Origin of the sequence: Corynebacterium camporealensis (genome assembly GCF_000980815.1) — a bacterium.
GTDB classification, from domain to species: domain Bacteria; phylum Actinomycetota; class Actinomycetes; order Mycobacteriales; family Mycobacteriaceae; genus Corynebacterium; species Corynebacterium camporealense.
Genome location: NZ_CP011311.1, coordinates 424,388 through 449,997 on the forward strand (window position 1 = coordinate 424,388; position 25,610 = coordinate 449,997).

Below are 25,610 nucleotides of genomic sequence, written 5' to 3' on the forward strand. Positions count from 1 at the left end.
GTGACTAAGACCGAGATTAAGACAACGCCTAATCCCGTACTTGTAGTGGACTTTGGCGCCCAGTACGCGCAGCTGATTGCGCGGCGTGTGCGCGAGGCAAAGATCTACTCTGAAGTTGTCCCGAACTCCGCCTCGATTGAGGACATTAAGGCCAAAAATCCGGCCGCATTGATTCTGTCTGGTGGTCCCTCCTCCGTCTACGCCGATGGTGCTCCGGCGCTGCAGCCAGAACTACTCGAGCTCGGTGTTCCAGTCTTTGGCATTTGCTACGGCTTCCAGGCTATGAACCACGCCCTGGGCGGCACCGTGTCCTCGACCGGTGAGCGAGAGTACGGTCGCACCGACCTCAATGTGGAAGGCGGCGTGCTGCACAAGGGCTTTGAGCAGACCCACAAAGTGTGGATGTCGCATGGCGATGCTGTTTCAGCTGCACCAGAAGGCTTCGAGGTCACTGCCTCCACGGCCGGTGCTCCGGTGGCCGCCATGGAGTGCCCGGCTAAGAAGATGGCTGGCGTGCAGTACCACCCGGAGGTATTGCACTCCCCGCATGGCCAGGAAGTGCTTACTCGCTTCCTCACCGAGATCGCTGGTCTGGAGCAGAACTGGACTGCCGATAACATCGCTGAGCAACTTATCGCCGATATCCAAACCCAGATCGGTGACGAAGGCCGCGCGATTTGTGGTCTGTCCGGTGGCGTGGACTCCGCGGTTGCTGCAGCGCTGGTCCAGCGCGCCATTGGTGATCGCTTGACCTGTGTCTTCGTCGACCACGGCCTGCTGCGCGCCGGGGAGCGCGAGCAGGTGGAAAAGGACTTCGTCGCCTCGACCGGTGCGAAGCTGATTACTGCCGATGAGCGCGAAGCCTTCCTGTCCAAGCTCGAAGGCATTAGCGAACCAGAAGCCAAGCGCAAGGCTATCGGTGCAGAGTTCATCCGCTCCTTTGAGCGCGCCGTCGACCGCGCACTCGCTGGCGAAGACACCGCCTTCCTGGTCCAGGGCACCTTGTATCCAGACGTGGTGGAATCCGGTGGTGGCGATGGCGCTGCCAACATCAAGAGCCACCATAACGTCGGTGGCTTGCCTGACGATGTCGAATTCGAACTCGTCGAGCCACTCCGCCTGCTGTTCAAGGACGAAGTTCGCGCCGTGGGCCGCGAGCTGGGTTTGCCCGAAGAAATCGTGGGCCGCCAGCCCTTCCCGGGCCCGGGCCTGGGCATCCGCATCATCGGTGAAGTTACCGAAGATCGCCTGGAGACTCTGCGTGCAGCCGATCTTATCGCCCGTACCGAGCTGACCAAGGCTGGTCTGGACGATGAGATCTGGCAGTGCCCAGTCGTTCTGCTTGCCGATGTCCGCTCCGTCGGTGTTCAAGGCGACGGCCGTACCTACGGTCACCCGATCGTCTTGCGCCCAGTGTCCTCCGAGGACGCCATGACGGCTGACTGGACCCGCATTCCTTATGAGGTGCTGGAGAAGATTTCGACAAGGATCACCAATGAGGTGGCAGAGGTCAATCGCGTCGTATTGGACGTGACCTCCAAGCCACCGGGAACCATTGAGTGGGAGTAAGTCTCCTAGGTTGAGGCGTCGCCATCTGGCGGCGCCTTTTCCTTATTCGATGTATCAGGGCGCTTGTCGTCCGGATACGCCGGGCTGGGGCTAAACCGTGGCGGTCCGGCCCAGGGTGGAAGCCAGGCCACGCGGCCATCGATGCGCGCCATTCTGCCCTTGCCCGTTGGTTTGGTGGGGTCATCGTCGTTGGCGGCGTTGTGATAGCCACATAACGGCACCATGTTGGCCGGGTTCGTCGGCCCGCCATCTTGGTAGCGGTCTAGGTGGTGGAACTGGCAGTTCTCCGCCGGGGCGTGGCAGCCAGGCCATGCACATGTCGGGTGCTCGGCAGAAAGCATCTCGCGCTGCTTGGTGGAAGCAAAGCGCTCGCAGTTATAGAGATTGACTGGCCCGGCATAAGGGTGGATGAGGGTGATAAGCCCGATATCGGAAAGCGTGCGCTGCACCAGCTCCGCACCGGACATCGTCGCACCATTGGTGAGCTCAAGCTGGATTTCTTCACCATCGCCGTTGATGATGCGGTCGAGCTGGTCGAGGCGAATCACCACATTGGTGCGCACCTGCGGGGCGGGACCAGCCGCGGTGCCTTGGAAGATATCGCGAATAGCTTGCAGCGGATCCTTGTCGTGGTTCTTGAGCTGGCCGGCCATATCGGCAATGGCCATGGAGCTATCGGTAATCGACATCGTGTGGTTGCCGTCCTTGCGGCGGGTAATGCGCACGCCCGGATCGGGACTCTTGGGCGGCTGAATTTCTCGAATCTTCTTCCGCGCTACCGCCGGAATCCGCGCCGCGGCAGTATTGCACAACAAGATACGCAGGTCCCACGCCGCCACCTGGTGCTTGATGCGGCCGACGTACTTTTCAATGACCTGCAACGTCACCAGAGTATGACCCCGTGCCGCGGTCCGGGCGGTGCGCTGTTTGCGGGTATAGGCAGTCTGGCCGAAATACACCTTGTACAGATGCAACATGCCCTCAGCCGTTTGCGGGTCCGCGCCCAGTTCAGCCAAATCGTGCTCAGACATGCCCTTGCACTCGGCGACCATGGAGATTCCGGTGCCGAGTTCGCGAAGGTATGTCTGTAAGCTCATGCCTTCACGCTAAAAAGAAAAGCGCAACCCCCACAAGAGAAAATCTACGAACAGCCTAAAATCTGTGGAATTCTGGTCCGCACCAACTATTGATCGGCCGATTTCTACCGCAGTTATCCACAGATTTCGGCCCTAGAGCTCTTATGCAAACGCCAATTTTCGGCTGCCATCCACGTGGGGGAAGACAAAGAAGCTCACGCCGAAGACCACCGCCCACACAATGAGCGCACCCCACGCGGGAAGGGTAAACAGCGGCGCGCACATAACGACGAACCACAACAACATCAGCGGAACCAACTGGCCAATAGTAGGCAGCATCGTGACGTTGTGGCGATCGGCAAACTCGCGCATCTCCCGGCGGTAGGGGTCGGCAAAAACCAGCACGAAGCCAGCGGTGAGGAAGAGCAGGGCGGAACCGATGGCCATCGGCAAGCTCAGCCTGCTGGCTAATGCTGCAACTGCCGCGCCGAACAAAATGGAGGTGCCCAGCCGGACCCAGAGGGGAGTGGGGATGGGGGTGAGGTGTTCGCGCATATGGGCCACAGGGTTGTTCATGCCGGTAACGCTACCATGTTGCGCTTGCGCGAAAACAGGGCCATACTAAAACCCATGATTCAAACAGATGTTCGGACACTGCAGGCGGTGGCGGGTGGTTCCAAGGCTGATACCGTGGCCACGTTGCGGGCGCGCATGCAGGCGATGGAAACTGCTCCCGAGGTGGCCGAAGAGGAGGTCGTGGAGACCTTCACCCCGCTCGATAACCTGCTGCCAACTGGGGGTTTGCCGCGCCACCAGGCTATCCAGTGCGCACCCTGTCCGATGTTTGTTGCTGAACTCATAGCTCATCTTAGCGCGCGCGGCGGACACGTCGGCGTGGTTGGCTGGCCGCTGCTCTCATTCGCACATATAGCCGATTCAGGGGATGTCTCTAAGGTCGTTGCTGTCCCCGATCCGGGCCCGGATCCCTGGCAGGTAGCCACCGTGCTGGCTGAAGGGCTGGACTTAGTCGTCCTGCATGGCCCGGCAGGCGAGTTATCGCCGATGCGCGCTCGACCCATCCTGGCCAAGCTGCGCGGCGGGCAGGCCTGCGTGCTCAGCGTGGGCCCGCGCCTGCCGGGAACGCCCACAGCTATCGATGCCGCCGTGCACACCTACCGCGGCATCGGGCGCGGCACCGGCCGGATTACGGGTCTCGATATTGCGGTGCGCGTGCGGTCGAAGGGGCATCGCGATGCCCGCGGCACCATTACCTGCGGTGCGCGCCGAAGGCTGGCTGCGGTATGAGGGTCGCAGCATTGTGGTTCCCGGATTGGCCGATTCAAGCCGCGCAGCTGGACGGCCCTGCGGCGGTGGCCAGTCAGCACCAGATTGCAGTCTGCAATAGCGCTGCCCGTCAGGTCGGCGTACGCCGGGGCATGCGCGTGCGTCAGGCCCAGGCACTATGTCCGCAGCTGCAGCTTATCGATGCCAACCCCGACCACGACGGTGCCCTTTTTAGCGAAGTTGCCGACGGCCTGGATGCGGTGGCTTCTGCAGTGGAGGTTTTACGTCCCGGGTTGGTCATCGTCGATGCTGCGGCAGCCGGGCGCTTCCACGGCAGCGAGGACGTAGCGCTAGAAATGCTTATCGATGCCACCGCCACCCGCAACCTCAACTCCCAACTGGGCGTGGCCGATGAGATTGCCACCGCGTTGATTGCTGCGCGTGCGCAGGAGTGGGGTGCGGTCGTGCCGCGGGGTGGGTCGCGGGAGTTTTTAGCACCGCAGCCCGTCAATGCGTTGTCCGCGGAGGTCGCTTTGGGCTGCGATGTGGCGGTGGTGGACAAACTCCAGCAGCTCGGTGTGCGAACGCTAGGGGATGTGGCGGACTTGTCGGTGGGGCAGGTGACGACGCGTTTTGGCCAGCCCGGTCTGCGCGCACACGAGATTGCGCGGGCGAAACCGGATAGGCGCGTGGCACCGGAGTTGGCGCGCCCGGATTTAGCGGTGGAGGTCGAAGAGGAAATCGACCGCGTGGATGCCGCAGCCTTTGGTGCGCGGCAGTTGGCCGCGCGCTTGCATCAGCGGTTGTCTGCGGCCGGATTGTCGTGTTTGCGTCTGCGCGTGGCCGCAGAACTCAGCAGTGGTGAGTGGATCGAGCGTGTGTGGCGCACGCGGGAGGCGCTGACGGAGCGTGCGACTGCGGACCGGGTGCGCTGGCAGCTCGATGGGTGGTTGCGGCAGCGTCGCGAGGCAGCCTGCATCATCCGGTTGCGTTTGGAGCCAGTGGAGGTTGCCGCTCCGCAGGGCGCGGGCCTGTGGGGCGGGGAGGATAATGCGGCACAGCAGGTGATTGAGCGCGTGCAGTCGCAGTTGGGTATCGATAAGGTGCTGCAGCCCAGGCTGCGCGGCGGGCGCGGTGTGGCAGAACGGATCGCGTTGGTGCCCTACGGCGAGCCCGCGGAGGCCGGGCAGGCGTGGGAAGGCCAGATTCCTGCACCGCTGCCGGCGCTATTGGGGCAGGGCACCGCCGATATCCACGACGCCACCGGGCACGCCGTGTTCGTCACGGCCGAGGCCTTGTTGTCCGCGGACCCGGCGTGGGTGCAGGTACGCCAAGATCTGCAGGCGGTGGAAGCGTGGGCGGGACCTTGGCCTGCCGATGAAGGCTGGTGGACACCTCACAACAACCGTGTGGCACGCCTCCAAGTAGTCGGCGCGAACCAGAAAGCCTGGCTACTGGCCTGGACACACGGCCAATGGCACATCGAAGCGGAGTATTCCTAGGAGGACTCGAGGACGTCGATGACTAGGCGGGAAGGTCCGCGTAGGACCTGCACGGAGTAGGGGTGCGGGCTGTTCAGCCCGACGACGAATTGGCTGCGGCCTTCAAACGTGCCAGTCGGGATGACTTCGGTGATCATGTCGCCGGTTCCCTCAGTGACGCCAATGTGTGGGTCGGGGATGTTGAGCTCGAAAGGATAGGTCGTGCCATCGATGTTGACATTCAAAGCGGTGGTGCCGTCGAACTCGATGGCGTTGCCGGAGCCGAGTTGGGATGGGGTATCGGTGTAGTCGACGAACCAGCCAGGGGTGCCGTTGCCGGCGAATTCGAAAACGACGCGCTCGAAACCAGGATGCTTGCCCACGCGGACATCCGTGACGACCAGCTGCGCCGGGGCAGGTGGGCGCTGGGTTTTCATTTCCTTATTCGCCGCACCTAAAGGCATGATGCCCGCGGCGGTGGATTCGGGTGTTACGGCGGGGCTCTCGGCTTCGATATCTAAAGTAGACAGCTTCGGATCGGCATTATCCGCGCTGCTGGCGCAGCTTACGCTAAGGACAGCTGCGGCAAGCACAGCTGTGGTAAAGCGTAAAGCGGAAACATGCATCATTTTCTAGAATATTAGGTTTGTCTGCCCAGCCCCAATGAGGGCACCCGGTTGGTGACATATCGTTGTTAAAGTAACAGTCATGACTGATACTCGCTGTTCAGATATTGCCGTTGAACCACTGCCGGGAACGGCGAAGCAGGAATCGGTATACGTCCTGTTTGAATCCGCTGGTGGCTGGTCCCGCGATATTCTCGACGGCGATACTTTCGGCGCAGAACTCACTGACAAGCTGCGCACAAAGCTTAAAGGTGTGGCTGGTTTGCAGTTGATTCGGCATCCGGGTCGGGCGGGACGGCGCATCGGCAAGCTGCACCGCTGTTATCTGGTGTGGGCCAAGGAGCAGGTCACAGAGCTAGTGCTTCTCGATGCCCCCGAGGACATCCTCGATTTAGACCTAACCGCGCCGGGGCGCAATGGGGCAAAGCTTATCGATGACCCCTTGGTCCTAGTCTGCACGCATGCCAAACGCGATGCGTGCTGCGCGCTGAAGGGGCGCCCGCTAGCAGCCTATTTGGATGAGCAGTTTCCGGGGTCGATGGTGTGGGAGACTTCGCATATGAAAGGCCATCGCTTTGCACCGGCGTTGTTGTTGCTGCCCTGGGGATACTCTTTTGGCCGGCTTAATCAGGAGGCCGCGCGCGAGTTGGTGACAAAAGCGCGCGAGGGGAAGATGTTCTTTCCGGCGAATCGCGGCAGCGGGCTGCTGACACCGCGGGAGCAGGTGGCGGAATTAGAAATCGCCCGCCGTCTGCTGACAGCGGGCGAGAAGTTGGGATACGGCGAACTTGAAGTCAGTGACCCGGGCGAGGGGCCGGTGCATGTGGCGCATCCCGATGGGCGTACCTGGGAAGTGGCCCTACAGCGCCGCGAGGTCGACGGGGTGGTCTCGTCGTGTGGAGATGAGCCGAAGACCTCGCAGGTGTGGGTGGCTAGCGGCGCATAATCTTTGCCGAGAGCCAGTTGCCGAAGAACTGTGCGGCCTGGACCAGCACGATGATGATAAGCGTGGCCACGACGGTGACTTCCCACTCGAAGGCGCGGTAGCCGTAGACGATGGCGAAGTCACCCAGGCCACCGCCGCCGACGTAGCCGGCCATCGCGGACATATCGACGACACCGATAAACAGGAAGGTGTAGCCGAGCACCAGCGGGCCGAGAGCTTCCGGCACGATGACGGTGGTGATGATCTTCCACGGGCTTGCGCCCATCGCGCGGGCGGCTTCGATAACGCCGGGGTCGATGGCAACGAGGTTTTGCTCCACGATGCGGGCCACGGCGAAGGTGGCGGCAATACACATCACGAAAGTCGCCGGATTACGGCCAATCGATCCGCCCATCACGGCCACGGTCAGTGGCTGTGCAAACGCCAGCAAGATGATGAACGGAATCGGGCGGACGAAGTTCACTGCGACGTTAATCAGCAGGTAGACCGGCTTGTTCTGGAGGATGCCGCCGGGGCGGGTGGTGTAGAGCAAAATGCCGAGTGCGAGGCCGAGTAGGCCGGCGATCACCATGGTGATAGAGACCATGATGAGGGTATCGGCAACGGCTTCGAGCAGGGTATCGCCTAGGCGATCCCAATCGGCTTGTGCCTGATAGGTGACGTTCATCGGCGGATCTCCTCAATGTCAGTGGTGCGAGAAAGGCTCTGATAGAACTCATCGATGTACTCATCCGGGCCGTTGAGGCGCACGGTGAGCTTGCCAAAGGAGTGCTTTTGCAAGGTGGTAATACCGCCGTGGACGACGGCGATGTTGATGCCGGCATCGGAAAGCTTGGAGGCAGCTTCAAAGAATCCGGAGTGCTCGGTGAGGTTGACGGTAAACAACCGGCCCTCGTGTGCGAGCAGATCGTCGGCCTCTACAACGTCTGGGGTGTTGCGCAGCGAAGTCGCCACGAACTTCTGCGCCACGGCGGTCTGCGGGTTGGAAAAGACCTCGTAGACGCTACCGGCCTCGACCACGCGGCCAGATTCCATGACGGCGACCTTGTTGGCAATCGAGCGGACAACTTCCATCTCGTGGGTAATGACCACAATGGTCAGGCCGAGTTCTTGGTTGACGCGGCGCAGCACGTCGAGGACTTCCTGGGTGGTGGTTGGATCCAGGGCGGAGGTGGCTTCGTCGGCAAGCAAGAGCGAAGGATTCGTGGCCAACGCACGGGCAATGCCCACGCGTTGTTTCTGGCCACCGGAAAGTTGCTCCGGGTAATTTTTGCCCTTATCGCCCAGGCCGACGAAGTCGAGCAGTTCCTGCACGCGCTTCTGGCGTTCTGCCTTGCCCATGCCCTGCAGACGCAGCGGGTACTCCACGTTGCCCGCAGTGGTGCGCGAGCTAAACAGGTTGAACTGCTGGAAAATCATGCCGATGTTGCGGCGAATGCCACGCAGCTGCTTTTCGGACATGCCGACGATGTTGGTGCCATCGAGAAGCAGCTCGCCCTCGGTCGGGGTGTCCAGGCCGTTGATGAGGCGAACCAGCGTCGACTTACCGGCGCCAGAGTAACCAATAATGCCGATGATGTCTCCGGGCTCGACGGTCAAGGTGACATCGTCAAGCGCTTTGGTTTCGGTCTTGTTGTTTTTAAAGACCTTGGAGATATTGCGGAACTCAATCCGTGTGCCAATGTGCTGGGTCACGTGAAGTCCTTTGAATATGTTGAAACAGGGCAAAACCCCGCCGAGTACCTCGACGGGGTGCGGGGTAAACCTAGATGAAGTTTAGGACAGTTCCTCTTCGAGGCGGTCCAGAATCTCCTGCAGCTCCTCGCGCGGACGGTCGACGGCGACGGCGGTGTCACCGGAGGAACGCATGACAGCTTCCTCAACAGCCGGGTCCTTCCACAGGTCAGCCAGAGCGTTCAGGGTCTCGTTGTCGACGTCGTCGGCACGCACAGCCCAAACGTTGATGTACGGCTCTGCCTCTTCGGAGTCCGGGTCATCCTGTGCCACAGCGGACTGCGGGTCGATGCCGGTGCGCTCCAGGAAGGAGTTGTTGATCACTGCCGGTGCGCCCTCGCCGTATGCGGACGGGGTCTGTGCAGCATCCACTGGGCGGACAGAAACCTTGGAGGCCTCTTCATCGATGTCAGCCGGGGTCGGGGTCAGCATGCCCTCTTCGGTCAGAGTGACCAGGCCTTCCTGGACCAGCAGGTTGATAGCGCGGCCCTGGTTGGTGGAGTCGTTCGGGATGGCGACCTCTTCGCCCTCAATGCCATCGAGGGAGTCGTGATCCTGCCAGTACAGAGCCAGCGGGTAGATCTCAGTGGAGGCCAGCGGAACCAGGTCGGTGCCGTTGCCCTGGTTGAACTCTGCCAGGAACTTCAGGTGCTGGAACTTGTTAGCGTCCAGCTCGCCTTCGTTCAGAGCCTGGTTCGGGGTGTTGTAGTCGGAGAAGTTCTCCAGTTCAATGTCGTAGCCATTTTCTTCGGCCAGGTCCTGGAAGACGGACCACTCTTCCATGTTGGCATCGGTGGTGCCGATAACGATGGTGGAGTCCTCAGAGGCGCCCTCGGTGGTGGCTTCCTCGTCGTTGGAGCAAGCAACCAGGCCAGTAGCGGCAAGAGCGGTAGCAGCGGAAGCAGCCAGTACGCGGCGGATCTGCATGGGCAGTCCCTTCTGTGTGGTCGAAGTCGGTGAATATTGTCAAACAATCTAACAACCATTGAACAGCTTTGTCTAGTGGCCCCGATTGCACTTCGCCATTTGAATAGAACAGATATTCGACCATAGGATGTCTCCATGAGGTTTCATGGCGGCGCGGCACTCCCGTGGTCCAGGCTCGAGCGCATCTTATCCTCGCGGCCGGGGCCTGAACCTGTGCCGGTTAACCACCAGTCCAGCGCGCCGGAGCAGACCAGCTACCAACGCGGCCGCGTTCCCTTCGCGGAATTGCACGCCGTATCCTCTTTTAGCTTCCTCGACGGCGCCTCGGACCCAGAAGACCTCGTCGCCCGCGCCGCAGAGCTCGGATTGGAAGGATTAGCCCTGGTAGACCGCGATGGATTCTATGGGCTAATGAAGTTCGCGGAAGCTGCCGCAAAGATTGGCATGCCCGCCGTATTCGGCGCGGAACTTACCCTCCCGCACGCCCCACTGACCGTCCTTGCGTGCACCCCGGAAGGCTACCGACGCCTTTCGCGGCTTATCTCCAAAGCCCGCATGGATGCCGGTGAAAAAGGTGAGGTTCTCTACCCGCCGCTCGATGAGATTCTGGACTACCTGCAAGACCATTGCCTTTTCGTGCTCGGGTGGGAGTGGCTAGACGAAATCGATAACATGCTCGAAAGAATAAAAATAGACAGCATGGTTTTAGAATACGACTGCACGATGACACCCCAGGATGCCGACAGGCACGCTGAGCTGGATAAATACAACAACCTCCGCGCCATCGTCAGCGCCCGGCCTGCCGCAGCCACCAAAGAGGGCGCACGACTGGCTGCTGCCAAGCACTCCCTGGCTGAGAGACAATCCCTCGACCAGGCCGCCCCGCGGCTCCACCCCATGGGCGCTGGCTGGCTGCGCTCGGGCGAACAGATGGAAAAACTGCTGCCCAACCGGCCCGAACTCATCGCGGAGACGGTCAACATCGTCAAAGAATGCTCTTTTACCTGGGAAGCATTAGCACCCAACCTGCCCGGGTTTCCCGTACCCGAAGGCCATACCGAAATGAGCTTTCTGCGCGAGCTGACTTGGCAGCGCGCTAAAGACCGCTACGCCAGCCGAACAGCCGAACTGTGGGAGAAAGCCCGAACACAAATCCGACACGAACTCGACGTCATTGAAAAGCTCGGCTTTCCCGGCTACTTCCTCATCGTCTGTGACCTGGTGGATTTCTGTAAGCGCGAAAACATCTTGTGCCAAGGTCGCGGTTCGGCAGCGAACTCCGTGGTCTGTTTCGCCCTCGGTATCACGAATGCCGAACCAGTCTCCGCCAACCTGCTGTTCGAGCGCTTCCTCTCACCCGATAGGGAAGGCCCGCCCGATATTGACATCGACATCGAATCCGGCCGCCGCGAGGAGGTCATCCAGTACGTCTACCGTACCCACGGCCGCCAGCGCGCTGCCTTGGTCGCGAATGTGATTACGTATCGGCGCAAAGGTGCGCTTCGCGATGCCGCCCGCGCCCTCGGCTATCCCCAAGGCACCGCCGATGCCTGGGCTAAGGGTGTGGATGCACCGCCGGAGGACGTCGACGAGCTTGCCACACAGTTCCTCGGCCAGCCGCGTCACTTAGGCATTCACTCCGGCGGCATGGTGTTGTGTGACCGTCCGATTGCTGATGTCGTGCCCATCGAGTGGGCGCGGATGGACAGCCGCAGTGTTCTGCAATGGGACAAAGACGACTGCGCTGCGGCGGGTCTGGTGAAATTCGACCTGCTCGGTCTGGGCATGCTCGAAGCGCTCCATCACATGCAAGATCTGGTGGAAGAAACCACTGGCGAAAAGATCAACCTTTGGGAGCTCGACCTGCATGAAAAGCCGGTCTACGACATGCTCTGTCGTGCCGATGCGGTTGGTGTTTTCCAGGTCGAATCCCGCGCGCAGTTGGCCACCCTGCCGCGTCTGCGCCCGCAGTGCTTCTTCGACCTCGTCGTCGAAGTGGCACTTATTCGCCCCGGCCCCATCCAGGGCGGTTCCGTGCATCCGTACCTGCGCCGCCGCAATGGGGAAGAGGCCGTTACGTACGACCACCCGGTGCTAGAAAAGCCCCTGGCCAAGACGCTGGGCATCCCGCTGTTTCAGGAACAACTCATGCAGGTTGCCGTGGAAGCTGCCGGGTTCACCGGCGCGGAAGCCGACGACCTGCGCCGCGCGATGGGCTCGAAACGCTCCCCGCAACGTATGGCCGCGCTCAAACAGCGCTTCTACGACGGGCTGGCCAGCACCAACAACATCACCGGCCCGGTTGCCGATAGCCTATGGCAGAAAATCGTCGCCTTCGCCGCTTACGGTTTCCCGGAATCCCACGCGCAGTCTTTTGCCTCGTTGGTGTATTTTTCTGCCTGGTTTAAATATCACTACCCGGCACAATTCTGCGTCGGTCTGCTCCGTGCGCAGCCGATGGGCTTTTACTCCCCGCAGTCGCTTATCCAGGACGCCCGCCGCCACGGCATCGAGATATTGCCTGTCGATGTCAACGCCTCCGGCAAAGAAGCTCGCTGCCTCGACTCTCAGCGCATCCGCATGGGGCTGAACCTCATCAAAGGGTTAGGGGACAAAGCCGCCGAACGCGTCGAAGCGAACGCGCCTTACAAGGGCGTTCCCGATCTCGCGCGCCGGGCTGACCTATCCGTCGAGCACGTTGAGGCTCTGGCGAGTGCGGGTGCGCTGAGTTGTTTTGGCATCGATAGGCGTCAGGCTCTCTGGCAGGCCGGTGTGGCCGCAACCGAAAAAGAAGACATGCTACCTGGACTTTCTGCCATTTCCGCACCCGCCCTGCCGGGTATGTCCGCGTTTGAGCTCATGGCTGCCGATGTCGCCAGCACCGGTGTGACCCCGGATCTGCAGCCCATCCAAACCGTGCGCGCACAGCTTGCCGATGCCCACGTGCTCACCTCCGCCAACCTCCGCGAGGTGGCAGATGGCACCCGGGTGCGGGTGGCGGGCATCGTCACGCACCGCCAGCGCCCGCAGACTGCCGCCGGCGTCATCTTTTTAGGCATGGAAGATGAAACAGGCTTAAGCAACATCATGATTTCCCCCGGGCTGTGGGAACGACAGAAAGTGCTTGCCCGCACGGCGAAAGCGCTGATTGTGCGCGGCATCGTCAGCAATGCCTCCGGCGCCGTGACCGTCACCGCCGACAAACTCGAACCCCTGGTCATGGGCGAGTGGCTCTCCCGCGGCTCCCGCGACTTCCGCTAATCGCTGGAAAGCTCATTGAGTAGTTGTTTATCCCCGACCAAAGCTATGCCATCTCGCCAGATTTCGTGCAGGACTGGCGAGTCAGCGACGTGGTCGTAGTCCAAGACTAAAGGATTGACCTCGTTTCCACACCAGGAGTGGATGGCCTCGCATAAGGAGCTCAGTTGCTCTTCGAAGGAATCATCAGCTTCAGGTACGAGGAAGAGCAGATCGATATCGCTATCGGTGTGCATGTCATTGCGGGCTGCGGAACCAAACAGAATACAGGTAACTTCCCGGTGCCATGCATTGATGGCTGCGGTGATGTTGTTCAGCAGAACCTCGCGGGCACGGCTAATCTCCCGGACTACGGGTGCAAGGATGTGTTCGGTATTGAGTGAATACCCCAGGCTGCGGCCGATGGAATGCTCAATGACAATACCGGTATCTCGCAGGCGGACTAAGGCATTGCGGATAGCACTCAAGGATGCATCGCTAGGTGCAAGGAAATGCACCTCACGTGGAGTGAAGACATTATCGGCACCAGCAAGCACGCTGAGCACAGCAGAATCCACGCCCGTCGGCGCGAGTGTGGCGAAAGGATTCTGCAGCAGCATGTTTATATTTTAACGCGTTCGCGTAGATTTCTACACGTCGAGCGCAAGGAAGAACGGATGTTAGGCTAAGCGCATGAAAACCGCTGCCGATATGAACCCGGTCTCGCCGAAGCTGGTGCCCGCGCGCTATATCTCTAATCTGATCTTTATGGTTATCCTCATCGCGCTGAGTCTGGGCGCGGTGTTTTTGTGGGGTAACTGGTGGTATATCGCCACCGGTGTGTTCGTGGCGTATAGCTTGTGGCTGGTCTGGCTCATTCCGGCGCAGGTGCGCAATACCGGTTGGCTGGAAACCTCCGATGAGCTGCTGATTACCCGCGGCAAGCTGTGGCATAGCTTTACTGTGATTCCTTATGGCCGTATCCAGTTCGTCGATGTGCAGGCCGGCCCGATTGAGCGGTCTTTTGGGTTGAAGACGGTGGAGTTGCATACGGCATCGGCAGGCACGGATGCATCAGTCCCCGGCTTGCCCGCCGAAGAGGCTGATGCGCTGCGCGAACGCCTGGCAGAACAGGCCCGGGAGAGGATGAGCGGTCTGTGAACGAATACCATCGCGTTCATCGCCTCACCCCGCTGCTGCAGTTCTGGTCAGTCATCTTGGCCTTGCTCGCAGTCCTGGTGGTTAATCTCAACCTGCAGGCACTGTCGGATATCGCGCACTTTTTCAGCGGCAACTCCCAAGCCATCTGGGGAACACTCATTGGCCTGGGCATTTTCGTCGTGGTGTGCCTGCTCATCTGGTGGGTCTCTGGCCTGTGGTGGCGGCGCATGGGTTACATGCTGAGCGATGAAGAACTCTCGCTGCGCCGCGGCCTCATCTCCACGCAATTGCGCACGGCTCGTTATGACCGCACGCAAGCTGTCGATGTCGTCGAGCCTCTTATCGCCCGCATCTTCGGCCTCGCCGCCGTCCGCGTCGAAACCGCCGGCGGCAATTCCTCTTCCATTGAGGTCGCCTACCTGCGCAAAGACGACGCTGAACAACTTCGCCGCGACATCCTCAAGCGCGTGGCGGGTGAACCTACCGCGCCGCTCGACGTCAACGTCGAGCACCAAAGCGGAGAAGGGGATGCAGCAGAAGACATCGAGCAGGAAACCGGCGTCGAAGCAGTAGAAGAAGCACCGCGTGCGAGCCAGCCGCAGGAAGTTGTGTCGCCGATTCCGACCACGCGGACGCTGGCGTCGGAGGCGTTGCGTTTTACGACATTCCTGGTCATCGCATTGTTCGCGTTCTTCTGGTGGAGCCCCCTGGGCGCTTCGGCGATGATTGCGTTCTTAGTCGGTTCGGTTCCCGCGGTGTGGGGACGTGTGAATGCCTCTTGGCGTTATAACGCAAACGTCGATACCAATGACAGCGGCGATAGGGTACTCAATATTGCTTATGGTCTGGCGGATAGGCGTCGCCAAAGCATTCGCCTGGAGCGCATCCATGCCGTGGAGGTCACTCAGCCGTTGTTGTGGCGTATGGCCGGATGGTACGAAGTCCGCGTCAACGTCGCAGGTTATGGCAGTGCGACGGACAAGCAGTCGGGGTCGACGCGTATTTTGCCGGTCGGTAATAGGGAACAAGCGATGCGCGTCTACGAGCTGGTCAGCCCGCTGACTGCGGAAGAGATTGAGGCCTATGCCCAACCGGAGGGCCATACCCAGCCGACGTACACCTCCCCGCGCAAAGCGTGGTGGGCAAGCCCGATTGACCGCGCGCAGCAGGCAGTTACGCTGTTGCCGGAGATTGCCATTACCCACGATGGTCGCTTGAGCCGCCGCGTGGCCGTCATCGAGACCAGCCACATTCAGGAGCTGACCTACAAGGAAGGCCCCATCGACCAGTTGTTGGGCTTGGCATCAGTCCGCTTTGAGTTGGTTACGGGTCCAGTGGGCATGATGGGCAGAAATTTGCTTGCCGATGACGCCGACGACCTCCTCCAGCACCTCCGCCAGCGTGACCTGCCCGAACTTAACGCCGTCGCAGACTAAGCAGCACCGGCCCACGCGTTGGTCCAGCGCAGTGCGAGGAGAGTGCACAAGAACCGCAGCCGGTGCTGGGGCAGCCGCCGAGCTTTTCGACGTCCAACTCACCCGTGGTCTGCAAATGCTCGAGGATGAGGGTGATGGTGCCGGGTTCGAGGCCGGTGGCATCGGCAAGCTGTGCCCGGGAAGTCGCGCCCTGGGTGATGGCGGAGCGAACCGCGGCGAGAGGATTCATTAGAGGAACACCTTCAGGATTTGGAAGGCGGCCACGGCGAGCACCCAGGCGGAGGCTAGTTGGATGCTGAAGCCGAACATCGTCCAGCGCCAGCCGATTTCGCGTCTTTGGGCAGCCAGGGTGGCCACGCACGGGGTGTAGGCGAGCAGAAACAGCATGTAGGCCCACACCGCGGCGAGCGGGTGGCCGTCGGAGGCCTGTTCGAAGTCGGCGCGGACGTGTTCGCTAAGCGGGCTGGAGGCTTGCTCGTCGGGTTCGGCGTCGGTGACATCGTCGACGGCATAGGTCTGTGCCCAGGTGGAAATCAGTGCTTCCTTCGCGACGAATCCGGTCAGCAGCGGGCCGGTTAGCGACCAGGAGTCGAAGCCTGCTGGGGCGAAGACCGGCGCGATGGTCGACGAGATTGCACCGAAGGCGGAGTCCTCGGGTTCCGGGTTCATACCTGACGATGCCCCGGCCGGCACCGCCATGAGCAACCACACGGCGACCACGGTGGCAACAATGATGCCGCCGGCAGTGTGCAAGAAGCCTTTCAGGCGGGTCCAGGTGACCGCGGCGGTCAGTCGCGCGGTGGGCAGTTGGTAGGTCGGAAGATCGATGACCAGGGGTTCTTGGGGGATGGCGCGCCAGAGCGTTTTACGCAGAATCAGTCCGACGCCCACGAGTAGGGCAATGGAGATGACGTACATGGCGAAAACGACGCTGCCGGCGTGCTCGGGGAAGAAAGTCGAGGCCAGCATCACGAAGACCACCAGGCGCGCCGAGCAGGACGCGAAGGGGATGAGCAACGCGGTCATGATGCGGTGGTGGCGATTGCCCAGCACGCGCGTGGCGGAAATGGCAGGCACGTTGCAGCCAAAGCCCACGACAATCGGGATAAATGCCTTGCCCGGTAATCCGATGGCGCGCATGACGCGGTCGGTGACGACGGCGGCCCGGGCCATGTAGCCGGAGTCTTCCAAAAAGGCCAGGCAGGCAAACATCAATGCCATCAGCGGGGCGAAGGTGAGCACCATGCCCACACCGCCGATGAGCCCGTCGACGATGAGCCCTTGCAGCAGTGGTTGGGTGATCACGGAGCGGGCGGCATCGCTTAGCGGTCCGCTGACAAGCGCTTCGAGTCCGTCCTGCAAGGGTGCTGCGACGGTGGTGGTGATCTGGAAGACCACCCACATCACGGCCATAAACAGCAGGGGACCGGCAACCGGATGCAGGGCTACGGAGTCAAGGCGTTGGCTCAGCGTCGGCTTGGACTCCACCTGGTGCACGCACGCCTTCGCCGCGGCATCGAGGTCAGCAAAGCGGGTTTCGAGCGAGGTGTCTTCCCGCAACACGACCGGCTCGGAACACAGGGCATGCTGGAGGTAATCGCGCAGTTCGTCCAGGCCCTGGCGGTGGCGGCCGTTGATGACGAAGGTGGGGATGCTGGTGGCATCGGCAAGCATTGCGGCATCCACGGTGACCCCTTGCTTGGCCGCAACATCAGTCTTGGTCAGGGCAATGGCCAGGCGATAAGGGTGCTCGGCGAGCTGGAGGGCGACGTTGAGCCCGCGGGCAACAGCCGTGGCATCAATGACGACGATGACCACGTCAGGGCGCTCACATGCGGGGCAATCGATGAGCATGTTGCGGGTTAATTCTTCATCCGGACTCAGCGGATCGAGAGAATAAGTGCCCGGGAAATCGATGAGGTCGTAGGTGGCATGCTCGGTGCGCAGGGCACCGCGGCTGACCTCGACGGTGGTACCGGGCCAGTTGCCGGTCTGCGCGCGGGCGCCGGTCAGTGCGTTAAAAAGTGTGGATTTGCCGGAGTTGGGGGCGCCGACGAGGGCGACGATGTGGGCATCGGCAGGCGCGAGCGAACCCCCAGGATCGCCATGGCAGGATGGTGCACTCATGTCTACACCGCGATGGAATTGAGCGTGTGCTTATCGATGGCGTACTTGCACCCGCTCACCGACACCAGGCGTGCCCCACCGGCCACGCGCGGGCCGAAAGTCAGGGTCGCGCCGGGGCGAATGCCCAGCTCACCAAGGCGAACTGCGAGGGAGGCGTCGCAGTTGAGGCACTGCGGGCCCAAGGTAACCGTGCACCCGATGGGGAGGGTCGCGGCGGATTGGCTGGTGACGGTCACGAGCAACCACCTTCTTTAACAGCGAAACTATTTTAAGCTTAGGTTACGCTTACCAAAGGTGGGTTTGTCTAGTCTAAATTTTGTGATTTAGACCGCACCGTCGAACCCTAGCTGGCGCCATGCTTCGTACACGGCGGTGGAGGCGCAATTAGACAGGTTCATCGAGCGGCGCGCCGGGACCATGGGGATGCGGACTTCCTGCGTGACTCGCGGGTGATTACGGTGTTCTTCCGGCAGGCCGGTCGGTTCGGTGCCAAAGAGGAGCACATCGCCTTCCTGGTATTCAACGTCGGTGAACCAGGTGGTGGCTTGGGTGGTAAAGGCGAAGACGCGGGCATCGGGAAGCGCATTCATGCAGGCGTCGAAATCAGAGTGAATCTGCAGGTCAGCCAAGTCATGGTAGTCCAGGCCGGCGCGCTTTAAGTGCTTGTCGTCGAAGTTGAATCCCAGCGGCTCAATTAGGTGCAGGCTCGCCCCCGTCACCGCGGCGGTGCGAATCGCGTTGCCGGTGTTGGTGGGGATCACAGGATTATCGAAGACGATGTGCAGCTTGCTCATGTGCATAAGTCTAGGATGGAGGCCATGAGCGCAACCAAACTAGATGGCAAGATGTACCGCGATGAAATTTTCGAGGATTTGAGCAAGCGCGTAGAAAAGCTCAAAGAACAAGGGATTACTCCGGGCCTGGCAACCGTGCTGGTGGGCGATGATCCGGGTTCGCATTCCTATGTGAAGATGAAGCACCGCGATTGTGAGCAGCTCGGCATCAACTCCATCCGCAAGGACCTGCCGGGGGATATCAGCCAGGAAGAGCTGGAAGCAGTGATCGATGAGCTCAACCACGACGACGCCTGCACCGGCTACATCGTGCAGCTGCCCCTGCCGAAGCACCTGGATGAAAATCGCATTCTGGAAAAGATCGACCCGGCCAAGGACGCCGATGGTCTGCACCCGGTGAACCTGGGCAAGCTCGTGCTCAATGAGGAAGCTCCGCTGCCGTGTACCCCGAATGGCTGCATCTCGTTGCTGCGCCGCTACAACGTCGAACTTGATGGCGCGAAGGTTGTCGTCATCGGCCGCGGCGTCACCGTCGGTCGCCCGATTGGCCTGATGCTCACCCGCCGCAGCGAAAACTCCACCGTGACGCTGTGCCACACCGGCACCAAGGACCTGGCTGCCGAAACCCGCGCGGCCGATGTCATCATCGCCGCCGCTGGCAAGCCCCACATGCTCACCGCTGACATGGTCAAAGAAGGCGCTGCCATCCTCGACGTCGGCGTTTCCCGCGTGGACGGCAAGCTGGCTGGCGATGTCGCCGAAGACGTCTGGGACAAAGCCGGCTACGTTTCCCCGAACCCAGGTGGTGTCGGCCCGCTGACCCGCGCCTTCCTGGTCTACAACGTGGTTGAAACCGCCGAGAAGATGGCCGCCGAAGCTTAAATGCGCGCCCAGCTATCCAATCCGCACGACGTTGATCTGCCGGCGTCACCGCTGTCACCAGCGGTGCAGTGGGTGGCCATCGCACTCGTGGTTATCGGCGTAGCTGCCTCGGGCTTTTTCGCAATCACCAACCACTGGCGCCGTGCCGCCTTCGTCTTAGGCCTGTCGCTGCTATGGCTATCCGTTGTGCGCCTGACCTGTGACTCCAGCCGCGTCGGCATCCTTGCCGTGCGTTCCCGCAGTTTCGACGCCATCTACACCGCCGCCCTCGGCGGACTGATGGTCTTCCTGGCTTACTCCGTCGACGCCCTGGGAAGTTAGATGTAGTACTCGCTTTCCAGCGGCTCCGGCGCGGGGCCGTCGGGGGAGGAGAGTCTCAGGAAGTTACGCAGGACGCGATCCATTTGCCGGGACTCGGTGAGGAAGGCGTCGTGGCCGACAGGGGAGACGACCTTGGCCATCGCCAGCAGGTTGCCAAGATTGCGAGAGAGGTGTTCTTGCTGGTGGTAGGGGTAGAGGATATCGGTATCCACGCCGACGACCATGGTGGGGACCTGTGAGCTGGCAAGCGCCTTGTTGAGTCCGCCGCGGTCGCGGCCGATGTCGTGGCGGTTAAGAGCCTCGGTCATGGCGACGTAGGAGCCGGCGTCGAAACGCTCAATGAGTTTGCTGGCCTGATAATCCAGGTAGGAATTCACGGCGAAGCGCTGGTTGTCGTCGCGGTAAGGCCCCAGTGGGTTCTCGCCGCGTTGGGGTTGGGTGCCAAAGCGTTCGTCGATTTCGAGCTCACCGCGGTAGGTCAGGTGCGCGATGCGGCGGGCGGCGGCAAGGCCGTCGGCAGGCACTTTGTCCGTGGCGTAGTAGTTGCCGCCGTGCCAGAAAGGATCGCGTTCAATCGCAGAAATCTGCGCGGTCTGAATTCCGATCTGCCAGCCAGACGCACGGGCGGATACGGCGATCACGCACGCCGCGTCGAGGGCATCCGGATACAGCAGCGTCCATTCCAAGGTGCGCGCACCGCCCATGGAACCGCCGATAACGGCATGGACGCGGGAAATGCCCAGCTTGTTCAGGAATGCGTGCTCGGCGTGGACGAGGTCGCGAATCGAGAGCGCCGGGAAACGCGAACCCCAGCGCCCGCCATCCGGATGAGGAGAAGAAGGTCCTGTCGAACCACCGCAGCCGCCCAGGGCATTCGTGGCTATCACGCACCAGTGGTTGGTATCGAGCGCCTTGCCCGGGCCGACCAGGTCGCCCCACCAGTCGGCGACGTTGGAATCACCGGTGAGGGCATGTTCGATGAGCAGGATGTTGTTGTTGCCGTGGGCATCGCCAGCAAAACTGCCCCAGCGCTGGTAGGCAATCTCAGCATCGTCAATGGTGACGCCTGCTTCGGTGCTATAGCTGCCGATGCCCACCCGGCCCAGCGTGCCTGCCTCAACCAAATCCGGAATCATGGGTTATTTAGACGGCTGCGAAGCCAGTTTCGAGGTCGGCGATGATGTCGTTGATATCTTCCAGACCCACCGACAGGCGGATGGTTGCCTGGTTAATGCCGGCCACACGCAGGCCCTCCTCATCCGACTGGGAGTGAGTGGTGGTTGCCGGGTGCACGACCAGGGAGCGGGTATCGCCGATGTTGGCGAGGTTGGAGTGCAGCTTAAGGGCATCGATAAATGCCCAGGCCTCGTCCTTGCCGCCCTTGATGTCGAAAGACAGCACCGAGCCGGTGTAGTCGTAACCGAGCTTCTCCTTGGTCTCCTTGTAGGGCGAAGAATCCAGCCCCGCGTAGTTGACCTTGGCGACCTTGTCGTGGCCTTCCAGGAATTCCGCGACAGCCTGAGCATTTTCATTATGCTTTGCGATGCGCAGGGTCAACGTCTCCAGTCCCGACAGGGTAATCCAGGCGTTAAACGGGGCAATCGCAGCACCGGTGTCACGCAGCAGGCCCGCGCGAGCCTTCAGCGCGAAGGCTGGGGCGCCCAGGTCGGCGTAGACCAGACCGTGGTAGGCGGCATCCGGGGTGGTGAAGTACGGGAAGACTGGCTTGCCGTCGCGCTCGACGGTCCAGTCGAAGGTGCCGCCATCGATAATTGCGCCGCCCACAGCCGAGCCGTTGCCGGAGTAGAACTTGGTGGTGGAAACAACCACGATGTCTGCGCCCAGCTCCAGCGGACGGGCCAGGGCAGCAGTAGCGATGGTGTTATCCACAATCAGCGGAACCTGGTTGGTGTGAGCGACCTCCGCGATAGCCGGGATGTCGAGCACGTCAGCGACCGGGTTGCCAAAGGTCTCACCGTAGAAAGCCTTGGTGTTCGGGCGCACCGCGTCCGCCCAGGACTGCGGGTCATCCGGGTTCTCCACCAGGGAGACCTCGATGCCCAGGCGCTGCAGGGTGACGGTGAACAGGGTAGTGGTGCCGCCGTAGAGGCGCGGGGAGGTCACAATGTGGTCGCCAGCTGCGGCGAGGTTCAAAATCGCTGCGGTCTCAGCAGCCTGGCCCGATGCGAAAGCCACGGCGGCCACGCCACCTTCGACGGATGCCAGACGTGCCTCGAGTGCGTCCTGGGTCGGGTTGGTCAGGCGGGTGTAAATCGGGCCCGGGTCCGACAGGTTGAAGCGCGCGGCGGCGTGCTCAGCGGAATCGAAGACGTAGGAGGTGGTCTGGTAAATCGGGACGTTGCGGGCGTTGGTCGAACCGTCGAGGTTCTGACCAGCGTGCAGCGTGCGAGTAGCGAGGGACCAGTTTTCGGATGCGGAGTTGTCGTATTTCGTCGTCATGCTCCGCAACACTAGACCAAGCGGTATGTAACTCGATCTACTTCACTCAAAACCCCAGCGTGGAGAGTGAATAAAATTAGACAGAGCGGTCAATAGATTTCGTTATGGCCCCGGAGGTTAGGCGCTGGCTAACCTCTGTTGTAGTAGTCGGAGAAGCTTGCCTGATTCAGCGTCGATCCGCCCTGGGTGACGCGCAGGGTTCCACCATCGATGATGATGGTCGCAGGATCCGCTGGGACGACGTAGCGGCCCGCGGCAGGATTGGAACCGCCGGCAGAAACGCCAGTGGAGTAGTCGCCGCCGAACATCTGGCCGCGGTAGGTCATGTTGCCCGAGCCATCCTGGCAGACGGTCACGGTGCCGTCGCCACCGGTGCCGGCATAGAGCAAGGTTTCGGATCCGCTACAGCGGGTGCCGGGGGTAAAGTCCCAGCCCGCAGCGCTTAGGCCCGGGTGGGCGCTGAAGTCGTCGTCACGCTCGGCTTCTTCCGTGACAGTTTCGGTGACGCGCTCTGGTTCTTCGGTTTCTTCCTCCGTGGCCTCCTCGGTCGTTTCCTCAGTGGTTTCTGCTGCGTTTTCTGTGGTGACCTCGTCTTGGGTCAGCGGCTGGGCGATGTCGTCACCGCCGCCGGGGGAGAGGAACACCCACAACGCGACGCCGATGGCCGCAACGAGCAACACGATGGAAATAATCAACGCGGCCAGTGCGCCGCCGCGTCCAGGGCCTTGAGAGGGAGGGGTCATAGAGAAAATCCTTTCAGAGTGCGTATCCATTGTATTAAGAACCATCCGCAGGAAAGTGATATGGGATACATTGGTGAGTTAATTCCGCAAAACTCGCTATGGAAAGGGCATCGACGTGTCAGCTGCTCCGGATCAAGTTCGTGAAGATATCCGCCTGCTCGGCCGCGTGCTGGGTCGGGTCATCGCTCAGCAGGAAGGCGAAGAAGTCTTTGAGCTGGTCGAATCCACCCGCCGGATGGCTTTCGATGTAGCCCACGGCGACGCCCAGCCCGAAGATCTCATGGCGATTTTCCGCGATCTGGACATCACTAAGACCAATCTCGTTGCGCGTTCTTTTAGTTACTTTGCATTGTTGGCAAATTTGGCGGAGGACCTCGATGATGAGTCCACTGACGCCCCGGTGTCGCTGCGCAAGACTTTTGCCAAGCTGCGCGACGAGGGCGTCTCGCCTGCCGATGCCGCCCAGGTCGTCCGCGGCGCCCATGTCGCCCCGGTGCTGACCGCCCATCCCACCGAGACCCGCCGCCGCACCGTCTTCGACACCCAGACCCGCATCAAGGAACTGCTTGTCGAAGTCCACCGCGGCGGCAACCTCGAAGACATCGAACGCGAAATGTACCTGCGCATGACCCTGCTGTGGCAGACCGCGCTCATTCGCATCGCCCGCCCGACCCTCGAAGACGAGGTCGATGTCGGCCTGCGTTATTACAAAAAGTCCCTGCTCGACCAGGTTCCTGCCCTCAACCGCGCCGTCCGCCACGGCCTGCGTGAAACCTTTGGCCTGCAGCTTCCCGATGCTCCCGTCGTCAGGCCCGGCTCCTGGATCGGCGGCGACCACGATGGCAACCCTTATGTCAACGCTGACACCTTGGGCTATGCCACCCGCCAGGCCGCCATTACGGTGCTGAGCTTCTACGTCGACGAGCTCGGCGAATTAGAGCGCGAGCTATCGCTCTCCGACCGCTATTCTTCCTGCTCCACGGAGCTGCTCGCGCTTGCCGATGCCGCCCACAACGACTGGGAATCCCGCGTCGACGAGCCCTACCGTCGCGCCATCTACGGTATCCGCGCCCGCATGCGCGCGACCCTCGCTCGCGTCGAGGACCCGCGCTCCGAGGCATCCGTTGAACCCTATGCTGCTCCGGAGGATTTCCTCCGCGACCTGGATGTCATCGACCGCTCCCTGCGCGGCAACAACGACGACATCATCGCCGACGACCGGCTGGCCCGCATCCGTTCTGCTGTGACGACCTTCGGCTTCCACCTCTACACCCTCGACCTGCGCCAGAACTCCGAATCTTTCGAAACCGTTCTCACCGAAATCTTCCGCGCCGCGGGGCTTAGCGAGAACTACGCCGAGCTGTCCGAAGACGCCAAAGTTGAGCTGCTCACCAGCGAACTATCCACCCCACGCCCGCTGCTGTTCCCAGGCGCTGAGGAGCAGTTCAGCGAAATCACCACCAAGGAGCTCGGCATCTTCCGTGCCGCCGCAGCCGCCGTCCAAGAATTCGGCCCGCGCGCTATCTCGCACTGCATCGTCGCCATGACCGGTGCCGCCTCCGACCTGCTCGAGCCGATGATTCTGCTCAAGGAAGTCGGCCTGCAGGACATGGACATCGTCCCGCTATTTGAGACCATCGACGATCTCCAGGCTGGTGCTGGCATCCTGGACAAGCTCTGGGCCCTGCCGCTGTATCGCGAACATCTGCGCCGCCGCGGCGACATCCAGGAAGTCATGCTCGGCTACTCCGATTCCAATAAAGACGGAGGCTACCTCCAGGCAAACTGGGCGCTTTACGATGCCGAACTCGCCCTCGTCGATCTCTGCACCACCCACAACATCGAACTGCGCCTCTCCCACGGTCGCGGCGGCGCCGTCGGCCGCGGCGGCGGCCCCACCTACGACGCCATCCTCGCCCAGCCTAAGGGTGCCGTCAGCGGCTCGGTCCGCATCACCGAACAAGGCGAAGTCATCTCCGCCAAGTACGGCGCCCCCGAAACCGCCCGCCGCCACCTCGAAGCCTTCGTCTCCGGCGCACTCGAGGCATCCCTGCTGGATACCGAGCCCATCGCCGACCCTGACCGCGCCTATGCCATCATGCGCGAACTCGCCGCCGAGTCTGGCCGCCGCTACGCCGAACTCATCGAAGACCCCGGTTTTATCGAGTACTTCACCCAGTCCACCCCGCTGCACGAAATCGGCGACCTCAACCTCGGCTCCCGCCCCGCAGCCCGCAAGCAGACCACCGCCATTTCCGACCTGCGCGCCATCCCTTGGGTGCTGTCCTGGTCGCAGTCGCGCACCAACATCCCCGGCTGGTTCGGCGTCGGATCCGCCGTCTCCCGCTGGGTCGACGCCGCCGACAACCCCGACGACCGCTGGGCCGAACTCCAGGATCTCTACACCTCCTGGCCCTTCTTCCGCTCCGTGCTCTCCAACATGGCTCAGGTCATGGCCAAGGCCGAAATCAACCTCGCCCGCCTGTATGCCAACCTCGTCGACGACCCCGAGATTGCCGATCGCATCTACAACCTCATCGCCAGCGAATTCGAGCTCACTCGCGACGTCTACCTGCGCATTACCGGCAATAAGGACCTCGTCTCCGAAAATCAGCGCCAGGCCCGCTCCCTGCGCCGTCGCTACCCCTACCTGCTCCCGCTCAATGCCATCCAGCTTGAGCTGCTGCGCCGTTACCGCGGCGGCGACGACCAATTCTTGGTCTCCAAGACCATCCAGGTCACCATGAACGGCCTGGCCACCGCCCTGCGCAACGCCGGCTAACACCAAGGCTTAAGATATGGCTCT

General features: G+C 61.6%; 24 protein-coding genes. 10 read left to right on the forward strand and 14 right to left on the reverse strand.

Translation table 11 applies throughout. The features are described from left to right. Complete coding sequence (gene guaA / locus UL81_RS02130) at positions 1-1,569, forward strand: glutamine-hydrolyzing GMP synthase (protein ID WP_407921716.1); 1,569 nt, start codon at positions 1-3, stop codon at positions 1,567-1,569. Between the two features lie 5 nt (positions 1,570-1,574). Here the strand turns inward: guaA and UL81_RS02135 are convergent, their stop codons facing one another. Together UL81_RS02135 and UL81_RS02140 are read right to left on the reverse strand one after the other, a co-directional pair. Continuing rightward, entirely contained in the window at positions 1,575-2,666 is a 1,092-nt protein-coding gene (locus tag UL81_RS02135) for an HNH endonuclease signature motif containing protein (RefSeq protein WP_046453205.1), read from the reverse strand. A 141-nt stretch (positions 2,667-2,807) separates the two neighbouring features. Then, a complete protein-coding gene (locus tag UL81_RS02140; RefSeq protein WP_035106632.1) occupies positions 2,808-3,221 on the reverse strand; it encodes a hypothetical protein in 414 nt (137 codons plus the stop codon). Positions 3,222-3,275: 54 nt separating this feature from the next. On the opposite strand from UL81_RS02140, the gene UL81_RS02145 reads away from it, so the two are divergent. Next, positions 3,276-3,950: a hypothetical protein gene (locus UL81_RS02145; RefSeq protein WP_035106635.1), complete on the forward strand. Its 675-nt coding sequence runs from the start codon at positions 3,276-3,278 to the stop codon at positions 3,948-3,950. Further along, a complete protein-coding gene (locus UL81_RS02150) occupies positions 3,947-5,431 on the forward strand; it encodes a DNA polymerase Y family protein (protein ID WP_046453206.1) in 1,485 nt (494 codons plus the stop codon). The genes UL81_RS02145 and UL81_RS02150 overlap by 4 nt, the downstream gene beginning before the upstream one ends. On the opposite strand, the gene UL81_RS02155 is transcribed toward UL81_RS02150, so the two are convergent. Continuing rightward, the gene (locus UL81_RS02155; protein ID WP_035106638.1) at positions 5,428-6,039 is read right to left on the reverse strand and encodes an AMIN-like domain-containing (lipo)protein; all 612 of its coding nucleotides are present in this window, start codon (positions 6,037-6,039) and stop codon (positions 5,428-5,430) included. The genes UL81_RS02150 and UL81_RS02155 overlap by 4 nt on opposite strands. A 79-nt stretch (positions 6,040-6,118) precedes the next feature. On the opposite strand from UL81_RS02155, the gene UL81_RS02160 reads away from it, so the two are divergent. Further along, positions 6,119-6,982, forward strand: coding sequence for a sucrase ferredoxin (locus UL81_RS02160; RefSeq protein ID WP_035106640.1), 864 nt, complete (start codon positions 6,119-6,121; stop codon positions 6,980-6,982). Here UL81_RS02160 and UL81_RS02165 read toward each other — a convergent pair. The 3 genes from UL81_RS02165 to UL81_RS02175 all read right to left on the reverse strand — a co-directional run bounded on the left by UL81_RS02165 (position 6,969) and on the right by UL81_RS02175 (position 9,643). Beyond that, on the reverse strand, positions 6,969-7,649 hold the full coding sequence (locus UL81_RS02165; RefSeq protein ID WP_035106642.1) for a methionine ABC transporter permease: 681 nt from the start codon (positions 7,647-7,649) through the stop codon (positions 6,969-6,971). The genes UL81_RS02160 and UL81_RS02165 overlap by 14 nt on opposite strands. Next, on the reverse strand, positions 7,646-8,677 hold the full coding sequence (locus UL81_RS02170; protein WP_035106644.1) for a methionine ABC transporter ATP-binding protein: 1,032 nt from the start codon (positions 8,675-8,677) through the stop codon (positions 7,646-7,648). Before UL81_RS02170 ends, UL81_RS02165 begins: the two co-directional genes overlap by 4 nt. Before the next feature lie 81 nt (positions 8,678-8,758). Next, a complete protein-coding gene (locus UL81_RS02175; RefSeq protein WP_035106647.1) occupies positions 8,759-9,643 on the reverse strand; it encodes a MetQ/NlpA family ABC transporter substrate-binding protein in 885 nt (294 codons plus the stop codon). A 135-nt stretch (positions 9,644-9,778) separates the two neighbouring features. Here UL81_RS02175 and UL81_RS02180 point away from each other — a divergent pair, with 135 nt between their 5' ends. Then, positions 9,779-12,904: an error-prone DNA polymerase gene (locus tag UL81_RS02180; protein ID WP_046453207.1), complete on the forward strand. Its 3,126-nt coding sequence runs from the start codon at positions 9,779-9,781 to the stop codon at positions 12,902-12,904. Here UL81_RS02180 and UL81_RS02185 read toward each other — a convergent pair. Next, positions 12,901-13,500 (reverse strand): nucleotidyltransferase domain-containing protein, encoded by a 600-nt coding sequence (locus UL81_RS02185; protein ID WP_035106649.1) that lies wholly within the window; start codon positions 13,498-13,500, stop codon positions 12,901-12,903. The two genes, UL81_RS02180 and UL81_RS02185, sit on opposite strands and share 4 nt — an antisense overlap. Before the next feature lie 73 nt (positions 13,501-13,573). Between UL81_RS02185 and UL81_RS02190 the strand changes: the two genes are divergently transcribed. Continuing rightward, positions 13,574-14,041 (forward strand): PH domain-containing protein, encoded by a 468-nt coding sequence (locus UL81_RS02190; RefSeq protein ID WP_236684491.1) that lies wholly within the window; start codon positions 13,574-13,576, stop codon positions 14,039-14,041. Next, positions 14,038-15,477 carry a PH domain-containing protein gene (locus UL81_RS02195; protein WP_046453208.1) on the forward strand — a complete coding sequence of 480 codons (1,440 nt, stop codon included), beginning with the start codon at positions 14,038-14,040 and terminating at the stop codon, positions 15,475-15,477. Before UL81_RS02190 ends, UL81_RS02195 begins: the two co-directional genes overlap by 4 nt. On the opposite strand, the gene UL81_RS02200 is transcribed toward UL81_RS02195, so the two are convergent. From UL81_RS02200 to UL81_RS02215, 4 genes are all read right to left on the reverse strand, one after another. After that, positions 15,458-15,706 (reverse strand): FeoC-like transcriptional regulator, encoded by a 249-nt coding sequence (locus tag UL81_RS02200; protein WP_035106652.1) that lies wholly within the window; start codon positions 15,704-15,706, stop codon positions 15,458-15,460. The genes UL81_RS02195 and UL81_RS02200 overlap by 20 nt on opposite strands. Beyond that, complete coding sequence (feoB, locus tag UL81_RS02205; RefSeq protein WP_035106655.1) at positions 15,706-17,604, reverse strand: ferrous iron transport protein B; 1,899 nt, start codon at positions 17,602-17,604, stop codon at positions 15,706-15,708. The genes UL81_RS02200 and feoB overlap by 1 nt, the downstream gene beginning before the upstream one ends. 2 nt (positions 17,605-17,606) lie before the next feature. After that, on the reverse strand, positions 17,607-17,840 hold the full coding sequence (locus UL81_RS02210; protein WP_236684492.1) for a FeoA domain-containing protein: 234 nt from the start codon (positions 17,838-17,840) through the stop codon (positions 17,607-17,609). An 87-nt stretch (positions 17,841-17,927) separates the two neighbouring features. Then, entirely contained in the window at positions 17,928-18,398 is a 471-nt protein-coding gene (locus tag UL81_RS02215) for a tRNA (cytidine(34)-2'-O)-methyltransferase (RefSeq protein WP_035107012.1), read from the reverse strand. Positions 18,399-18,422: 24 nt separating this feature from the next. Between UL81_RS02215 and UL81_RS02220 the strand changes: the two genes are divergently transcribed. Beyond that, positions 18,423-19,280 carry a bifunctional methylenetetrahydrofolate dehydrogenase/methenyltetrahydrofolate cyclohydrolase gene (locus tag UL81_RS02220; protein WP_035106658.1) on the forward strand — a complete coding sequence of 286 codons (858 nt, stop codon included), beginning with the start codon at positions 18,423-18,425 and terminating at the stop codon, positions 19,278-19,280. Continuing rightward, a complete protein-coding gene (locus tag UL81_RS02225; protein ID WP_035106660.1) occupies positions 19,281-19,601 on the forward strand; it encodes a DUF3017 domain-containing protein in 321 nt (106 codons plus the stop codon). Here UL81_RS02225 and metX read toward each other — a convergent pair. From metX to UL81_RS02240, 3 genes are all read right to left on the reverse strand, one after another. Then, positions 19,598-20,737, reverse strand: coding sequence for a homoserine O-acetyltransferase MetX (gene metX / locus UL81_RS02230; protein ID WP_046453209.1), 1,140 nt, complete (start codon positions 20,735-20,737; stop codon positions 19,598-19,600). The two genes, UL81_RS02225 and metX, sit on opposite strands and share 4 nt — an antisense overlap. Positions 20,738-20,744: 7 nt before the next feature. Then, on the reverse strand, positions 20,745-22,061 hold the full coding sequence (locus tag UL81_RS02235) for an O-acetylhomoserine/O-acetylserine sulfhydrylase (protein WP_035106662.1): 1,317 nt from the start codon (positions 22,059-22,061) through the stop codon (positions 20,745-20,747). 128 nt (positions 22,062-22,189) lie between these two features. Next, positions 22,190-22,804, reverse strand: coding sequence for a hypothetical protein (locus UL81_RS02240; RefSeq protein WP_035106664.1), 615 nt, complete (start codon positions 22,802-22,804; stop codon positions 22,190-22,192). Between the two features lie 115 nt (positions 22,805-22,919). Here UL81_RS02240 and ppc point away from each other — a divergent pair, with 115 nt between their 5' ends. After that, positions 22,920-25,586, forward strand: a complete 2,667-nt coding sequence (ppc, locus tag UL81_RS02245) for a phosphoenolpyruvate carboxylase (RefSeq protein ID WP_035106665.1) — start codon at positions 22,920-22,922, stop codon at positions 25,584-25,586. Positions 25,587-25,610: the final 24 nt, after the last annotated feature.

What these genes read in the sequence shown, in the direction of transcription:
- UL81_RS02135 (WP_046453205.1), bottom strand. Translation starts at nt 2,666, where the DNA reads ATGAGCTTACAGACATACCTTCGCGAACTCGGCACCGGAATCTCCATG.
- UL81_RS02140 (WP_035106632.1), bottom strand. Translation starts at nt 3,221, where the DNA reads ATGAACAACCCTGTGGCCCATATGCGCGAACACCTCACCCCCATCCCC.
- UL81_RS02145 (WP_035106635.1), top strand. Translation starts at nt 3,276, where the DNA reads ATGATTCAAACAGATGTTCGGACACTGCAGGCGGTGGCGGGTGGTTCC.
- UL81_RS02150 (WP_046453206.1), top strand. Translation starts at nt 3,947, where the DNA reads ATGAGGGTCGCAGCATTGTGGTTCCCGGATTGGCCGATTCAAGCCGCG.
- UL81_RS02155 (WP_035106638.1), bottom strand. Translation starts at nt 6,039, where the DNA reads ATGATGCATGTTTCCGCTTTACGCTTTACCACAGCTGTGCTTGCCGCA.
- UL81_RS02160 (WP_035106640.1), top strand. Translation starts at nt 6,119, where the DNA reads ATGACTGATACTCGCTGTTCAGATATTGCCGTTGAACCACTGCCGGGA.
- UL81_RS02165 (WP_035106642.1), bottom strand. Translation starts at nt 7,649, where the DNA reads ATGAACGTCACCTATCAGGCACAAGCCGATTGGGATCGCCTAGGCGAT.
- UL81_RS02175 (WP_035106647.1), bottom strand. Translation starts at nt 9,643, where the DNA reads ATGCAGATCCGCCGCGTACTGGCTGCTTCCGCTGCTACCGCTCTTGCC.
- UL81_RS02180 (WP_046453207.1), top strand. Translation starts at nt 9,779, where the DNA reads ATGAGGTTTCATGGCGGCGCGGCACTCCCGTGGTCCAGGCTCGAGCGC.
- UL81_RS02185 (WP_035106649.1), bottom strand. Translation starts at nt 13,500, where the DNA reads ATGCTGCTGCAGAATCCTTTCGCCACACTCGCGCCGACGGGCGTGGAT.
- UL81_RS02190 (WP_236684491.1), top strand. Translation starts at nt 13,574, where the DNA reads ATGAAAACCGCTGCCGATATGAACCCGGTCTCGCCGAAGCTGGTGCCC.
- UL81_RS02200 (WP_035106652.1), bottom strand. Translation starts at nt 15,706, where the DNA reads ATGAATCCTCTCGCCGCGGTTCGCTCCGCCATCACCCAGGGCGCGACT.
- feoB (WP_035106655.1), bottom strand. Translation starts at nt 17,604, where the DNA reads ATGAGTGCACCATCCTGCCATGGCGATCCTGGGGGTTCGCTCGCGCCT.
- UL81_RS02215 (WP_035107012.1), bottom strand. Translation starts at nt 18,398, where the DNA reads ATGAGCAAGCTGCACATCGTCTTCGATAATCCTGTGATCCCCACCAAC.
- UL81_RS02220 (WP_035106658.1), top strand. Translation starts at nt 18,423, where the DNA reads ATGAGCGCAACCAAACTAGATGGCAAGATGTACCGCGATGAAATTTTC.
- UL81_RS02225 (WP_035106660.1), top strand. Translation starts at nt 19,281, where the DNA reads ATGCGCGCCCAGCTATCCAATCCGCACGACGTTGATCTGCCGGCGTCA.
- metX (WP_046453209.1), bottom strand. Translation starts at nt 20,737, where the DNA reads ATGATTCCGGATTTGGTTGAGGCAGGCACGCTGGGCCGGGTGGGCATC.
- UL81_RS02235 (WP_035106662.1), bottom strand. Translation starts at nt 22,061, where the DNA reads ATGACGACGAAATACGACAACTCCGCATCCGAAAACTGGTCCCTCGCT.
- UL81_RS02240 (WP_035106664.1), bottom strand. Translation starts at nt 22,804, where the DNA reads ATGACCCCTCCCTCTCAAGGCCCTGGACGCGGCGGCGCACTGGCCGCG.